This is a genomic window from Mesorhizobium sp. L48C026A00 (assembly GCF_000502375.1).
Lineage (GTDB): Bacteria > Pseudomonadota > Alphaproteobacteria > Rhizobiales > Rhizobiaceae > Mesorhizobium > Mesorhizobium muleiense.
This window is the reverse complement of record NZ_AYWU01000010.1, coordinates 41,302-55,889: the sequence shown is the minus strand read 5'-3', so window position 1 is coordinate 55,889 and position 14,588 is coordinate 41,302. Positions and strand designations below refer to the sequence as shown.

General features: G+C 62.7%; 16 protein-coding genes. 8 read left to right on the top strand and 8 right to left on the bottom strand.

All coding sequences use genetic code 11. The annotated features are described in order from the left end of the window. Positions 1-30 precede the first annotated feature (30 nt). Entirely contained in the window at positions 31-507 is a 477-nt protein-coding gene (locus tag X738_RS60495; RefSeq protein ID WP_031255196.1) for an Lrp/AsnC family transcriptional regulator, read from the bottom strand. A 260-nt stretch (positions 508-767) separates the two neighbouring features. Here X738_RS60495 and trxB point away from each other — a divergent pair, with 260 nt between their 5' ends. Together trxB and X738_RS60485 are read left to right on the top strand one after the other, a co-directional pair. Continuing rightward, positions 768-1,742 carry a thioredoxin-disulfide reductase gene (trxB, locus tag X738_RS60490; protein WP_023799797.1) on the top strand — a complete coding sequence of 325 codons (975 nt, stop codon included), beginning with the start codon at positions 768-770 and terminating at the stop codon, positions 1,740-1,742. Positions 1,743-1,814: 72 nt separating this feature from the next. Further along, positions 1,815-2,711, top strand: a complete 897-nt coding sequence (locus tag X738_RS60485) for a LysR family transcriptional regulator (RefSeq protein ID WP_023799796.1) — start codon at positions 1,815-1,817, stop codon at positions 2,709-2,711. Positions 2,712-2,756: 45 nt separating this feature from the next. On the opposite strand, the gene X738_RS60480 is transcribed toward X738_RS60485, so the two are convergent. Further along, entirely contained in the window at positions 2,757-3,257 is a 501-nt protein-coding gene (locus tag X738_RS60480; protein WP_031255194.1) for a methyltransferase family protein, read from the bottom strand. Positions 3,258-4,001: 744 nt separating this feature from the next. Next, entirely contained in the window at positions 4,002-6,053 is a 2,052-nt protein-coding gene (locus tag X738_RS60475) for an elongation factor G (protein WP_023799794.1), read from the bottom strand. 370 nt (positions 6,054-6,423) lie between these two features. Between X738_RS60475 and X738_RS60470 the strand changes: the two genes are divergently transcribed. Together X738_RS60470 and X738_RS60465 are read left to right on the top strand one after the other, a co-directional pair. Further along, entirely contained in the window at positions 6,424-6,831 is a 408-nt protein-coding gene (locus X738_RS60470) for a (R)-mandelonitrile lyase (RefSeq protein WP_023799792.1), read from the top strand. Between the two features lie 71 nt (positions 6,832-6,902). After that, positions 6,903-8,426 carry a DHA2 family efflux MFS transporter permease subunit gene (locus X738_RS60465; protein ID WP_023799791.1) on the top strand — a complete coding sequence of 508 codons (1,524 nt, stop codon included), beginning with the start codon at positions 6,903-6,905 and terminating at the stop codon, positions 8,424-8,426. A gap of 62 nt (positions 8,427-8,488) precedes the next feature. On the opposite strand, the gene X738_RS60460 is transcribed toward X738_RS60465, so the two are convergent. Continuing rightward, on the bottom strand, positions 8,489-9,691 hold the full coding sequence (locus X738_RS60460; protein ID WP_023799790.1) for a pyridoxal phosphate-dependent aminotransferase: 1,203 nt from the start codon (positions 9,689-9,691) through the stop codon (positions 8,489-8,491). Positions 9,692-9,896: 205 nt separating this feature from the next. On the opposite strand from X738_RS60460, the gene X738_RS60455 reads away from it, so the two are divergent. From X738_RS60455 to X738_RS60445, 3 genes are all read left to right on the top strand, one after another. Next, positions 9,897-10,811, top strand: a complete 915-nt coding sequence (locus tag X738_RS60455) for an EAL domain-containing protein (protein ID WP_023799789.1) — start codon at positions 9,897-9,899, stop codon at positions 10,809-10,811. After that, a complete protein-coding gene (locus X738_RS60450) occupies positions 10,808-11,662 on the top strand; it encodes an EAL domain-containing protein (RefSeq protein WP_023799788.1) in 855 nt (284 codons plus the stop codon). The genes X738_RS60455 and X738_RS60450 overlap by 4 nt, the downstream gene beginning before the upstream one ends. A 114-nt stretch (positions 11,663-11,776) precedes the next feature. Further along, positions 11,777-12,388, top strand: a complete 612-nt coding sequence (locus X738_RS60445) for a glutathione S-transferase family protein (RefSeq protein ID WP_023799787.1) — start codon at positions 11,777-11,779, stop codon at positions 12,386-12,388. Between the two features lie 14 nt (positions 12,389-12,402). Here X738_RS60445 and X738_RS60440 read toward each other — a convergent pair whose 3' ends face one another. The 3 genes from X738_RS60440 to X738_RS60430 all read right to left on the bottom strand — a co-directional run bounded on the left by X738_RS60440 (position 12,403) and on the right by X738_RS60430 (position 13,327). Beyond that, on the bottom strand, positions 12,403-12,657 hold the full coding sequence (locus tag X738_RS60440) for a type II toxin-antitoxin system RelE family toxin (RefSeq protein ID WP_023799786.1): 255 nt from the start codon (positions 12,655-12,657) through the stop codon (positions 12,403-12,405). Then, positions 12,654-12,854 (bottom strand): hypothetical protein, encoded by a 201-nt coding sequence (locus X738_RS60435; RefSeq protein ID WP_023799785.1) that lies wholly within the window; start codon positions 12,852-12,854, stop codon positions 12,654-12,656. The genes X738_RS60440 and X738_RS60435 overlap by 4 nt, the downstream gene beginning before the upstream one ends. A gap of 260 nt (positions 12,855-13,114) precedes the next feature. Beyond that, positions 13,115-13,327, bottom strand: coding sequence for a cold-shock protein (locus tag X738_RS60430; RefSeq protein ID WP_023678332.1), 213 nt, complete (start codon positions 13,325-13,327; stop codon positions 13,115-13,117). Positions 13,328-13,656: 329 nt separating this feature from the next. Between X738_RS60430 and X738_RS60425 the strand changes: the two genes are divergently transcribed. Then, the gene (locus X738_RS60425) at positions 13,657-13,983 is read left to right on the top strand and encodes a hypothetical protein (protein ID WP_023799784.1); all 327 of its coding nucleotides are present in this window, start codon (positions 13,657-13,659) and stop codon (positions 13,981-13,983) included. Between the two features lie 11 nt (positions 13,984-13,994). Here X738_RS60425 and X738_RS60420 read toward each other — a convergent pair whose 3' ends face one another. Continuing rightward, on the bottom strand, positions 13,995-14,564 hold the full coding sequence (locus X738_RS60420) for a methylated-DNA--[protein]-cysteine S-methyltransferase (protein WP_031255190.1): 570 nt from the start codon (positions 14,562-14,564) through the stop codon (positions 13,995-13,997). Positions 14,565-14,588: the final 24 nt, after the last annotated feature.

Below are 14,588 nucleotides of genomic sequence, written 5' to 3'. Positions count from 1 at the left end.
CGAGATTGGCGATTGCCCTGCCACCCCAGTTCAAGCCGGGAAGGCCACCAAGCCCTCGTCCTTGACGCGACGGATGGTCAGTGCCGTCCGCACCGTGTCGACATTCGGCGCCGAGGCCAGTTCCTCGATGACGAAGGTCTGAAAGGCGCCGAGGTCGCTCGCCACGCAATGCAGCAAAAAGTCGGATTCGCCCGACACCATCCAGGCGTCGCGAACGATCGGCCAGCCGCGGGTGCGTTCGGCGAAGCTTTTCAGCTCCGCATCGGCCTGGTGATGCAGGCCGATGAGGCAAAAGGCGACGACGTCCAGGCCGAGCGCCGGCGCATTGAGCAAGGCGCGATAGCCGCGGATGATGCCGGTCTCTTCCAGCCGCCTGACGCGACGCAGGCATGGCGGCGCCGAAATGCCGACGCGGCCGGACAATTCGACATTGGTCATGCGCCCGTCGTGCTGAAGCTCGCGCAGGATTTTCCAGTCGATGGCGTCGAGATCGGCTTTCAGCGTCATGGATACCTTCGGCGCTTCGCGCAAGAATCTTTCGTGATTTTGTAATTAAACGACTTCGGTGTCCATTCCATCCCTTCAGTCGCTGATTTTGGGACAGTCGCCCGCGCAAGATGTTCATGGATCGTCTGTTTGCGGGGAAGCTTTCCGGGGACGAAGGCCAGGTCGTCTTGCTGGCGTCGCCTGCAACACCTAGATTAGGGCCGAAATCGATCCCTGTGCCGGACGCTTCATTCGCGTCCGGTTGTTGTGAAAGCCCTGACATGACGTCCAAGCACGCACCCGTTCTCATCATCGGCTCCGGTCCCGCCGGCTATACGGCGGCAATCTACGCCGCCCGCGCCATGCTGAAGCCGATGCTGGTCGCCGGCCTGCAGCAGGGCGGCCAGTTGATGATCACCACCGATGTTGAAAACTATCCCGGCTTCGCCGATCCGATCCAGGGTCCGTGGCTTATGGAGCAAATGCTGAAACAGGCCGAGCATGTCGGCACCGACGTCATCAACGACATCATCACCGAGGTCGATCTCAACGTGCGGCCGTTCCGTGCCAAGGGCGATTCCGGTGCTACCTATACCGCCGACGCGCTGATTATCGCCACCGGTGCGCAGGCGAAATGGCTGGGCATCCCGAGCGAACAGACTTTTATGGGCTTCGGCGTATCGGCCTGCGCCACCTGCGACGGCTTCTTCTATCGCGGCAAGGATGTCGCGGTGATCGGCGGCGGCAATTCGGCGGTGGAGGAGGCGCTCTACCTTTCCAACCTGGCCAAGAGCGTGACGGTCGTCCACCGGCGCAGCGACTTCCGCGCCGAGCGCATCCTCAGCGAGCGGCTTTTCAAGAAGGACAATGTCCGCGTCATCTGGGACACCGTCGTCGACGAGATCACCGGTCAGTCCGGCAAGATGCCGCTGCCGCCGTCGGTGGAAGGACTGAAGCTGCGCAATCTGGTGACCGGCCAGGAGATGCATCTGACGGTCGACGGTGTGTTCGTGGCGATCGGCCATGCGCCGGCGGTCGAGCTGTTCGCCGGCAAGCTGAAGCAGAAGCCGAACGGCTATCTGTGGACGGCGCCGGATTCGACCTGCACCGACGTGCCGGGCGTGTTCGCCGCCGGCGACGTGACCGACGACATCTACCGCCAGGCGGTGACGGCGGCGGGGCTCGGCTGCATGGCCGCGCTCGAGGCGGAAAAGTACCTCGCCGGGATCGAAGTTCACCGCGAAGCTGCGGAGTAGACAAGCGGCCGAGAAAAGCCGCGCAAAAGCCTGATTTTTCATTCAGACGCCAGAAAACAGAACGGGGGCATCATGGCGTTGGACTGGGACAAGCTACGCGTGTTTCACGCTGCGGCGGAAGCTGGGTCGTTCACCCATGCCGCCGAGACACTGCATCTGTCGCAATCGGCGATCTCGCGGCAGGTCAGCGCGCTCGAACATGATGTCGGCGTGCCGCTGTTCAATCGCCATGCCCGCGGCCTGGTGCTGACCGAGCAGGGTGAGATGCTGTTCCGCACGGCGCATGACGTGCTGATGAAGCTGGAGACGATCAAGTCGCGGCTGACCGAGGCCAAGGATCGGCCTTCCGGCGTGCTCAGGGTGACGACCACGGTGGGGCTCGGTGCCGGCTGGCTGACCGAGCGCGTGCAGGAATTCATCGAGCTCTATCCCGAGATCAGCCTGCAGCTGATCCTGGCGAACGAGGAACTCGACCTCACCATGCGGCGGGCGGACTGCGCGATCCGGCTGCGCCAGCCGCAGCAGCCCGATCTCATCCAGCGCCGCCTGTTCACGGTGCATTTCCATCTCTACGCCGCCCCCTCTTACGTCAACAAATATGGCAAGCCGGCGTCGATCGCCGAGCTGAAGAGCCATCGCATCGTCACCTTCGGCGTGCCGGTGCCGGCGCATCTGTCGGAATTGAACTGGCTGGAAACGGTCGGCGATTTCGAAGGCGGGCAAAGGGTGCCGACGCTGCAGATCAACGACATATTGTCGATCAAGCGCGCGGTCCAGGGTGGCGCCGGCATCGCCATGCTGCCCGACTATGTGGTCAGCAAGGACTCAGGGCTGGTGCAGTTGCTGCCGGAGACCGAAGTGCCGTCCTTCGACACCTATTTCGCCTATCCCGATGCGATGAAGAACCAGGCGAAGCTGCACGTCTTCCGCGATTTCATCATCGCCAAGGCGCGTAGTTGGTCATTCTAAACCTCTGCACATCCCTTACCACCATGCATTGCGGACGATCCTCTCCTACTGGACGCGCCATGGCGTCAGGCGGGGGAGCCAGCCTGGAACGGCATGGCGGTAGGCCTCGTACTCGGCGCCATAGCGGCGGGCAAGCGTCGGTTCCTCATGGAACTTCACGAACGAGACCATGGCGACGGCGGCGATAGCGGCATAGGCGACGAGAGCCGCGCTCGAAAACAGCAGCGCCTGGCCAAGGATGATCGCCAGCACGGCCACATACATCGGGTTGCGGACATGGCGGTAGATGCCGCCGACAACCAGTCGCTCGGTTGGGGCGACCGGAGCCGGCGTGCCGAGGCCCTCGAGAGCAAAACGGGCGAAGGCATGAAGCAGCAAGGCCGTTGCGACGACAATCAGGACCCAGCCGACCGGGACCAGGCCGGGCAGGGTCGACCATGGCAGACGATAGCGATCGGTCAACAGCCAGGGCAGCAATCCCGCGACCACACCGGGCGCTGCGATGAAGAACAGCGCGCTGCCGGCGATCGCCTGACGGGTCCTCATCGGGGCTTCCTTGGTCGCGATTTTCGGGCCGATGCATGGCTGCCGCAAAAATAAACGCGCGCTGCCTGATTCGCCATCATTCGTTGTTTTCTGCGTTCTGGACCGAAAATCGGCGCTGGTTCGCTATTTGGCAGTGATTCTTGACTGGCTGCGCACCGCATTTCGCGATTCTTCTGGTCCTACGAGGCCAAGCAACGGGTTAGACCACAGCCTGTGTCATTTTGCATGCGAGTGTTGCAAAATAGATGCTTGTTTCTTGGGCATGATGAGCACATATATGGATCATCTCCTGGGCGCGTTCTCCTCCCATTAGCGCCCTCGAGTGTTCCCCTCTGGAGGTTAGCCTTAACAGGCACTTCCAATCAAACTCAGCCGGATCTTCGTTGATCCGGCTTTTTTGTATCCCGAACCCCTGCCGGCGCTGACGCAAAGCCGACCGAAATTGTCATGTAACAGTGACATGTAACCTCAGGTAACATGTCGCAGGCGCGCAGCATCGACTAAGCAGATCATAGGACGCGGTGTGGTTCGTGCGGGAGATGGGGGCATCACTCGGACGATCCGGGCTCAGGCGGCTACCGCGTCCGAACTATTCTTCCGCTGAGGCTGTCAAGCGTTGGCGGCATGTGCGGCGGACCTGGCATTTCGCCTCCCACGAAGACGGTCCGCAAGAGAACGGCGTCCGGATCATTCCGGACGCCGTTTCCTTGTGTTCTGCAGCCTGACTGTCGCCAGGTTCCAGTGTCAGGCGGCCTTGCCATTGGCGTTCAACGCCTCGTCGGCCAGGCGGCCGGTGAGTTCGGCCATATGGTCGAAGCTGGCACGGTAGCTGGCCACGCCCGCGGTGGCCGAACGCAGCTCGATGATCAGATCGCCGATCTCGGCCTGCGGCATGGTCGCCTCGACGACGTCCCATCCCGGCCAGCCGGGCCGCGCATCGTAGCCGAGGATTTGGCCACGCCGCTGCGGGATCAGGGCGATGATTTTCGATGTCGCGTCGGACGGCGTGACGATTTCCACCTTCATGATCGGTTCAAGCAGCACCGGTGAGCAGGCGGCCATGCCTTCCTTCATCGCCAGCTTTGCTGCCATCTGGAAGGCCATGTCCGACGAATCGACAGAATGATAGGAGCCGTCGGACAGGTTGACGGCGACGTCGACCACTGGAAAGCCGAGCGGGCCCGATTTCAGATAATCGCGCACGCCGGCCTCGACCGACTGGATATAGGTTTTCGGCACGGCACCGCCGGTGATGGTGTCGGTGAACTGGAAACCGGAGCCGCGCGGCAGCGGCTTGATCTCGATCACCACGTCGCCGAACTGGCCATGGCCGCCCGACTGCTTCTTGTGACGGCCACGCTGCTGCGCCGCTTTGCGGATCGTCTCGCGGTAAGGCACGGCCGGCGGATGGCCTTCGACCGGAATCTGGTTCTTGCCCTCCAGCCGCTCGCGCACGACACGCAGATGCATTTCGCCATGGCCCGACAGCACGGTTTCAGCCGAATCCTGATTGTGGCGCACACTGAGCGAGGGATCTTCTTCGGCAAGGCGCTGGATGGCCGCCGACATCTTGACCTCGTCCTTGCGTTCCTTCGGTCGCAACGCAAAAGCAAAGACCGGTTGCGGCGGCGTCAGCGTGACCAAGGGATTGATACCGCCCTTGATCGAGCTCAAGGTCTGACCGGTCGTGACCTCGTCCATCTTGCCGAGCGCGACCGTGTCGCCAGCCGGAGCCGAGGTGAGCTTGGTCTGGTCCTTGCCGAGCATTCTGTAGATGCCGGAGACCTTGGCCGTCGCGCCGTTCGAAAGGAACAGTTCGGAAGCGTCGGCAAGCTGGCCGGACAGGATGCGCGAGATCGACAGCTTGCCGCCATGCGCGGTGTGGATGGTCTTCATCACCTGGACCACGGTCGCATTGCCGTCAGGTGCGCCGATGCGCTTGCGTGTTGCTTCAACATCAGGCGCGTCGTGGCGGATCGTCTTTAGCAGCCGCAGCACACCATTGCCCTTCTCGGCGGTGCCGATCAGCACCGGCGTCACGGCACCATCGCGCAAATCGGCGGCCAGGTCGTCGAAGATGGCGTCCTTGGGCGGCTCGATTTCGTCGAGCAACTGCTCCATCAGTTGATCATCATGGTCGGCGAGCGTCTCCAGCATGGAAAAGCGCGCTTCGAGCTCGCGCGCCTTGTCGTCGCTGGGAATCTGGGCGACCTCGCTTTCGGCATATTCGCGATAGATGTAGGCGCGCTCCAGCGCCAGATCGATCGAGCCGATCACCACGCCGTCCTTGCGCAGCGGAATCTGGCGCAGCAGCAAAGGCACCGAGCTCGCCGGCTGCAGCATCTTCAGCGTGTCGCGCACGCCTGATATCGCCTTGTCGACCTTGTTGAGGAACATGATGCGCGGCACGCCGAGATCGTCGAGCTTGCGCATGATCAGCTGCAGGGCAGGAATCTTCTTCGCATCGGCTTCGGCGACGACCACGGCGATGTCGCAGGCGGCCAGAACCGGCTCTGCCTCGAAGGAGAATTCGATGGAGCCGGGACAATCGACGAAGGTGAGTTGCTCGCCCATGAAATCGGTGGTGGCAAACGTCGCCTCAACGCTCATGGCGTGGGCGCGTGCCTCGGGCGAATGATCGGAAACTGTGTTTCCCAAGGAGACCGGATTCTGGCGGGGGATGGCGCCCGTGCGGGCCAATATGGCTTCGAGAAGTGTCGTCTTACCGCTTGCAAAGGGACCGACGATGGCAATGCATTTCGGTCCCGTGCGTCGTCCTCCGGCGCGAGTTCCCATGACTGACCTCCACTCAGGCGTTTCCCTGGGAGCGGCGGCCGGCCTGTCGACCGTCGCGGGCGGGGCTTTTTTCAGTTTGCCGCCTACCCAAAGGCATCGTCCCACGGGTTAGGCGGGAGGGCAAGTGATTTGAGAATCGGGTGATTTGAGAATCGGGGGATCGCCTGATGTCGCGGATGTTGAGCCATGATCGGCGAAGCCGTCGAATGCGGGCCTGGCCTTTCCGTCAATGCCGTGACAGGGTCCGTCGCCGAACGGCAGCAAAAGCGGTTGCGCCATGATGGTTATCGGATGAAAGTGCCGCTCCCTGCGACAAAAAGGAGCGGATCGTCGCCGACCGATCCGCCATCAGCTTGAGGACTTTGCGACGATGAAGATCATTGCTTGCGGCAGCGTGCCGACCGTCATTGCGCCGGAAAAGTACTTCACCGGCCGCGTGTGGCAGACGCCGATCATCGAGAAGGAAGCGCCGGCGCGGCTACGCGCTATCATGGTCGGTTTCGAGCCCGGCGCGCGTACCCACTGGCATACGCATCCGCTGGGCCAGACGCTCTATGTCGTGTCAGGCGCCGGCCTGGCGCAAAGCTGGGGCGAGCCGATACAGGCAATCAGGGCCGGCGACGTCATCTCGTTTGCGCCTGACGAAAAGCATTGGCACGGCGCCGGTCCAAAATCGGCGATGGCCCATATCGCCATGCAGGAGGCGCTCGACGGCGTCCATGCCGACTGGCTGGAGAAGGTGACCGACGAGCAGTATGGCGGCGTTGATCGGACCTAAAAGCGCGTCTCGTCTGATCATTGGTCGCGTCTGATCATTGTAGGTGATTTCCACGCTCAGGTTTGGGTTTCATGTCGAACCGTCGCTTGCCTCTTGTTGCCGCAGTCTATCTCGGCACATTCGTCGCACTGCTCGACATCAGCATCGTCAACGTCGCCCTGCCGACGATCCAGATTGCGCTCGGCATCGATTTCGCCGGGCTGCAATGGGTGATCGACGCCTACACGCTTTGCCTGTCGGCCTTCATGCTGTCGGCAGGCCTGATCGGCGACCGCTACGGGCGCAAGCGCTCTTGGCTGGCAGGCATCGGCATCTTCGTGGCTGGCTCTGCCATATGTGCAATCGCGCCCAACCTGTCGGTGCTGCTGGTGGGCCGGGTGGTGCAAGGGATAGCCGGATCGCTGATCATTCCGGGTGCGCTGTCGATTCTGACGCAGGCGTTTCCCGACGGTCGCGAGCGTGCCGGCGTTATCGGAGGCTGGGCGTCGTTCGCAGCTGTCTCGCTGCTCACTGGCCCGGTCGTCGGCGGCATCCTGGTCGAAACCGCCGGATGGCAGAGCATTTTCCTGATCAACCTGCCGCTCGGCCTGGCCACGATCGCGCTCGGTGCGGCTTCGATCGTAGAGACTTCACACCCCGAGCATGCCCATCTCGACCTTGTCGGCCTGGCGCTCAGCATTCTGTGGCTGGGCGCCTTGACCTTCGGCCTGATATCGGCAGGCGAAAAAGGTTGGGGCGATCGAGAGGCTGTTATCGCCCTTGTCGTCGGCTTCGCCGGCCTGGCAGCCTTCCTTGTCTTCGAGGCGCGTACGCCGCGGCCGATGCTGCCGCTTGGCCTGTTTCGCGACGTTCGCTTCGCCGTCGCCAATGTCGCCTCGTTCGCGCTCGGCCTCACCTCCTACACCGGCGTCTTCCTCTATTCGATGTTCCTGCAGCAGGCACAGGGCTGGTCGCCGACACAGACCGGCCTGCGCATGGCACCGCTGTTCCTCGTCCAAATGGTCGTGTCGCCGGCGATCGGCAGGCTCAGTCAGCGCTACGGACACTCGGCGCTGATGACATCGGGTTATCTTGCGAGCGGTCTTTCCATGCTGGGCATGTGCTGGGTTGGACCCTCGACACCCTATGTGACGATCGGCCTGCTGTTTGCCGTCGGCGGCCTCGGCAATGCGCTGTCCATCCCGACCGGCAGCGCTGCCGCGATGTCGTTTGCGCCGCGCGAGCGTTCGGGCATGGTGTCGGCGGTGATCAACGCAACCCGCCAGGGCGGCACCGCCATCGGCATCGCCCTGCTCGGCGCCTTGATGAGCATGCGGGCAACAGCCCTGCTGACGGCGCGTCTTGAAAATGCCGGTGTCGCCAATGCCGGAGCGGTGGCCCGCGCCGCGGTTTCAAGGCACGATTTCGCAGCCGATGCGGCGATGGGCAAGGACGGCCTGCGCGATCTGTTCGCAGCCGCCTATGCCGGGGGCTTCCATGCGGCGATGCTGACGGCTGCCATCGTTTCGTTCGTCACGGCCGGGCTTCTGGCCGCCATTCTGGCGCCGGCCGAGGCTCGTTCGGCGCGCGAAACCAATCACAGTCGCCAGGGGTGAGGCTGGCGCCGACCGCCAAAACCCGATTGCGAGCCGGGTTTTGGTGTTCGAGATGCGCTTGATCAGGTCAGCGAGGCGGTGAAGCGCTGGATGCGGGCGCAGGCCTCCTCGAGCAACGCCTCCGACGTGGCATAGGAGATGCGGAAGTTCGGGCCGAGGCCGAATGCCGAACCGAACACGACCGCCACGCCCTCGGCCTCGAGCAGTTCCGAGCAGAAGGCTTCGTCGCTGTCGATCAGCTTGCCGGCTTTGGTCTTCTTGCCGATCAACTGGGAACAGGACGGATAGACGTAGAAAGCCCCTTCGGGAGACGGACATGTGATGCCGCGCGCCTGATTGAGCATCGACACGACGAGATCGCGCCGAGCCTGGAAAATCGCCTTGTTTTTCGCAATGAAATCCTGCGGACCGTTCAGCGCCTCGACCGATGCCCACTGGGCAATGGTGCAGGCGCCGGAGGTCTGCTGGCCCTGGATCATGTCCATCGCCTTGATCAGCGCCACCGGCCCGGCCGCATAGCCGATGCGCCAGCCAGTCATCGCATAGGCCTTCGACACGCCGTTCATGGTCAGGGTGCGCTCATAAAGCTTCGGCTCGACCTCGGCGATGGTCGTGAAGACGAAATCGCCGTAGATCAGATGCTCGTACATGTCGTCGGTCAGCACCCAGACATTGGGGTGTTCGAGCAGCACGTCGGCCAGAGCGCGCAACTCAGCCTCGCTGTAGGCGGCGCCCGACGGGTTCGACGGTGAGTTCATCAACAACCATTTGGTGCGCGGCGTGATCGCCTTTTGCAACGCCGCCGCCGTCAGCTTGAAGCCGTTGTCGATGGAGGTGTCGGCAAATGCCGGGGTGCCGCCGCAGATCGCTACCATCTCGGGATAGCTGACCCAGTACGGCCTCGGAATGATGACCTCGTCGCCGGGGTTCAGCGTCGCCATGAAGGCATTGAACAGGATCTGCTTGCCGCCGGTGCCGACGATGGTCTGCTCCGGCCGGTAATCGAGATTGTTCTCTCGCTTGAATTTTTGGGCGATTGCCTCGCGCAGCGGCACGATGCCGGAAACTGGAGGATATTTCGTTTCGCCGCGGCGGATGGCCTCGATCGCAGCGTTCTTGATATTGTCCGGCGTGTCGAAGTCCGGTTCGCCGGCACCCAGCCCGATCACGTCACGGCCGGCGTTTTTCAGCTCGCGCGCTTTCTGCGTCACTGCGATGGTCGCGGAAGGCTTTACGCGGGAAAGGGCGTCGGCAAGAAAGGCCATGACGGCGTTGTCTCCTGTAGGGCCAGGCGGTCCATCCGACCGCGGCGTCTCTCATGTCGCATCATCCCGCCAAGCGCAAGCATTGTCGGATGAGCCAGACCTCAAATCCCCGGCAAATCCGGCAACAATAAATTCACTTACACGCGGTAAAACTCCGGTTGGCTGGATCACGACCCATTCCACCAGTCTCGCAACGGGAGGAACCGTGTCGCGCAGCATCGGGCTTGCCCATATCGTCCGCCACGATGACGGCACCGCCATCGGTGTCTGGGGCAATTATACGCTGCAAAGCGCCTTCCAGCCGATTTTTGCCTTCAGCAACGGCAAATTGTCCATCACCGGATTCGAGGGCCTGATCCGGCCGTTCCGCGACGCCGAGCCGCAGACGCCGGTGAGTTTTTTCAACGCCTGTCCGACGGTCGACCGCCTGCATATCGAGGCGCTGACAAGGACGCTGCACCTTTTGAACGCCGGCGCCTGCCTGCCGCAGGAGGCATTCATTTTCATCAACTTCGATCCGTCGGTGTTCACCGATCGCAGCATCGCCGACAGTGCGCTGCGCGACATGCGGCTGGTGCTGCATGAGGCCGGGATCGATGCGAACCGCGTCGTCTGCGAGGTGACCGAGCAAAAGTCGGCGTCGCAGGAAACGCTCTACAATTTCGTCGAGGCGCTCAGGGCCAACGGGTTTCGCATCGCGGTCGACGACTACGGCGCCGAAGAGTCCGACATCAACCGGATCAAGGAGCTCAGGCCTGACATCGTCAAATTCGACGCCAACTGGATCATGCAACTGATGGAGTCCGGCGCCGGCTTCGCGCTGCTGACCGCCATGGTGGCAAGTTTCGAACAGCAAGGCATCCGCACCGTGTTCGAGGGCATCGAGGAGGGCTGGCAGCTTGAACTGGCCGAGAAATCGGGAGCCTCGATGGTGCAGGGATTTGCGCTGGCGCGCCCGGAGCTTGCACCGACCAGCTTTCACGTCTTCGGCAACGAAAGCCAAGTCTTCGGCAAGGAAAGGCAGATGCCGGTGACGGCGCCTGACGCCGGCGCGGCGCCTGCGACCGTCTCGCCTTCGCCACGGCCGAAACGGGCTTTCGGGCGCAAGGTGGTGCCATGACCAGGCGGCCCGACAGGCGGCGCAATGTCGGCGAGGCAATCTTTGCCGACGAAGTCGGGATCGAATATGGCGTCTATGGCGCGTTCCGGCTGAGGAGCGCCTACCAGCCGATCTTTGCGCCGCGCGGCAGGTTTTTGAAGGCCGTCGCCGTCGAAGGCCTGATCGAGCCGCACCGCGCCGGCAGGCCGGTCGCGCCGCGCGTATTCTTCGAGGGCATCCCCGTGGCGGATCGCCTGTTCGTCGAGACGATGTGCCGGGTACTGCATCTGCGGAATTTCCGCAACATCGGCGTCGGCGGGCTCGACCTGTTCTTCAACTACAATCCGCTGATCAACGATGACCCCGGGCGAGCGCTGGCAGAAATCAGGCTGATGACCAGGCGTCTCGCCGAGTTCGACCTGCACCCCGGCATGCTGGTCTGCGAGATCACCGAGCAGGCGGCTGAAGACAAGGTGCTCGTCAGCCTGGCGCGCGAGATGCGGCGTGACGGCATCCGCATCGCCATCGACGATTTCGGCACCGGGCATTCGACGGAAGAACGGGTCGCTCTTGTCCAGCCCGACATCGTCAAGATCGACGGCACCTGGTTCGCGGAATTCTGCCGCCATGCCGCCGCCGAACGGTTTTTCCGGCCGCTGGTCTCCGCGCTGCATGACCGCGGCGCCAAAGTGCTGGTCGAAGGCATCGAGCAAGCCACGCATTTGCGCGTCGCGCTGGACGGCGGCGTTGACCTGATGCAAGGATTTTACCTTGCCCGGCCGGCGCTGGCCGGCACGGTCTTCGACGAGGAGCCGCTGCCTATCGACAGGCTGCTTGGCATGGCCAACAACGTCGTGCCGTTGTTTGGGTGATCTATCACCGGCGCTGATGGTTGCGCCAAAACAAATCACTGGATGAAGCCGTCGCTGCCAGGATAATTGCCGGTAAAGGCGGCTCCGCCGAGGGGAGCGGCGATGGGAGCAAGAATGACCATACTCTATGGAATGATCGACAGCGGCAATTGCTACAAGCCGCGCCTGTTGATGGCCAAGCTCGGCATCGCTTTCACCAATGTCGAGGTCAGCTCGCACACCGGCGACACGCGCAAGCCAGACTATGTCGCCAAGAACCCGAACGCCATGGTGCCGCTGCTCGAGCTCGACGACGGCCGGCGGCTTGCCGAATCCAACGCCATTCTGCTCTATCTCGCCGAAGGCACGCGGTTGCTGCCGGCCGACAAATACGAGCGGGCATTGGCCTACCAATGGCTGTTCTTCGAGCAATACAGCCACGAACCCTATGTCGCGGTGCGCAAGGCGCTGCTGACCTTTCCCGAACGGGCCAAGGACGCGACACCGGAACGGCTGGCGCTGACGCTGGAGCGCGGCAACAAGGCGCTCGGCGTGATGAACAAGCATCTGGCGGGCAGTGCGTTCTTTGCCGGCGAGGCCTTGAGCGTCGCCGACATCGCGCTCTACGCCTATACGCATACGGCCGAGATGGGCGGTTTTCAGCTCGACGCCTACCCGGCGGTGGCGGCCTGGCTGAAACGGGTCGAGACTGATCCTGGGCATGTGCCGATGGAGTGGCTGGGGTAGTTCTGTCCCTACGGCTACTTCAGGAGGCGGTCATATTCGGAGTGGGTGCCGATCCAAAACCAGACAACGTCATCGTGGTCACGGACAGCTACGGCGCGGTAGTTGAGATCAACCCGCGCCGACCAATAGCGTCCGACCTGTTTGAAATGCAGCGACGGGTGAAACGGATCAGAACGCAGCTTGGCGAAACGTTTGTCCGCCTTTGCTCTGATCGACGAGGGCAGTTTTGCATAAGCCTCCCAGAATAAGGGAGTGGCGACATGATTCACAAAGACCGGGTCCGGCCGGCGCGATGGTCGGCCAAGGCCTGCTCGGCAAGTTTATCCAGCCTGCCAGCCTTGGCGTCGGCTTCGATCTGCCGATCCCACATCTCCGCTTTCAGTGCCTCGAACCAGGCGGCAAATGCCTTCAGTTCCTCAGGGCTCAGTTCGGCGACGGATTTCTCAATCTGTTCAAGCTTGCTCATCGGCTAAAAATACCATGATTGGCACAATAAGGCCAAGGTAGCTGTTTCATCCGGAAATCCGGACAGCAAAAAGGCGGGACAAAATCCCGCCTTCCCATGCTTGGTAGCCTGATCGGGAGCGCCTTGGCCGGGCCGGCAGCAATCTGCTGCTTCGGCTTGTCGGGTTCTTTCCGCTCCGGCGCGCTTCTCGCGCGACCGTCAGTACATCCGTGACTTGCCGCGCGCCCCGAGCTATCGCCCGGCGCGCGCCATTCGCAAAATCAGGCTGCCTTGCTCAGAGATCCAGCGGACGACTTGCCAGTGCGGCGGTCCTGCTCGATCTCGAAGTTGATCTTCTGGCCTTCGACCAGGGTCGACAGCCCAGCGCGCTCGACTGCGGAGATGTGGACGAAAACGTCCGCGCCGCCGCTGTCAGGCTGGATGAAGCCGAAACCCTTGGTGGAATTAAACCACTTGACCGTACCTGTTGCCATTTCGATAGTCCTTATACGTTTGCTTTAGCTTGACTGAACCGAAGTCCAGCCGGTTTGTATCGAGATTTTGGAGATAGACGTCAGCAAACGCGAATATCGCGAGGCCCGGATCGATCGGCCGAAATATCAATGGACCTCATATAGTCCGCTTCTCCGCAAAAAACAAGACTGCACGAAAAAAGGCGCTGATGCGGCGCTGCCCAATGGCCGCCCCAATCGCGTGAAAGCGTTGAACGTCGGGCGTTGCGCCGGGTCGCATGGCCTATCGCGCACGCTGCGGGGAAGGATCGTGCCGCCTCCGGGCGTCGGTTCTGTTTGGGGAGAGGACCATGAAAACTGTCCTGTTTGCCGCCTGCCTGACGCTGGTCGCCGCCGAGGCGCAGGCGATCTCGCGCTATGACCCGAGCCGCATTACCTGCGGCACGATGCGCGCGACAATCGCACGGGAAGGCGCCGTCATCCTGCGTTATCAGTCGACGCGCACGCCGGGGCTGCCGCTCTACGACCGTTATGTGCGGAGCCAGAGTTTCTGCAACATGGGCGAGGTCAGGGCACGCGCTTCGGTGCCGAGCGCCGATACCAACTCCTGCATCGTCTACAAGTGCAAGCGCGTGGAAACAGACCGGCATTTCCGCCGGCGCATCTTTCCGGACTAGCAATGCCGGCCTCAAAATCCAAAAGAGACCTGCGCCGGGGGCGGCGGACCGACGCGCACGCCTTCGATCGCCAGCATCTTCTCCTTGGTGGTCGAGCCGCCCGGCGCTGAAAAACCGCCGATCTTGCCGCCGGCGGCAAGAATGCGGTGGCAAGGGATGACCAGCGGCACCGGGTTGGCGCCGAGTGCGGCGCCCGTCTCTCGCGCCAGCCCGGCATGGCCGGCGCGCTTGGCCAGTTCGCCATAGGTAGTGGTCTCGCCGAAGGCGAGCTGGCGCGCCGCGTCGTAGATGGCGAGGCGGAAATCGTCGACACCGGTGAGATCGACCGGCACACCGGAGAAATCCACGTCCTCGCCGGCGGCATAGGCCTTTATCGACGCGATCAGCTCGGCAACCCATTGCGGTCGGGCGCTCGAAGCGGCGTTGCCGGCATGGCGCAGCAGCCGCCGTTCCACGGCGTCGCGGCTGCGCTGGGGCAGGCAAAGCCTCGTCAGCCCGGCCTCGCTCCATGCGATGCCGATGAAGCCGATCGCGGTTTCGAAGACCGCGTGGCCGGCGATGGCTTGAGAGGTGCCTTCCATGATGTGCTCCTTTCCGAAGGAACG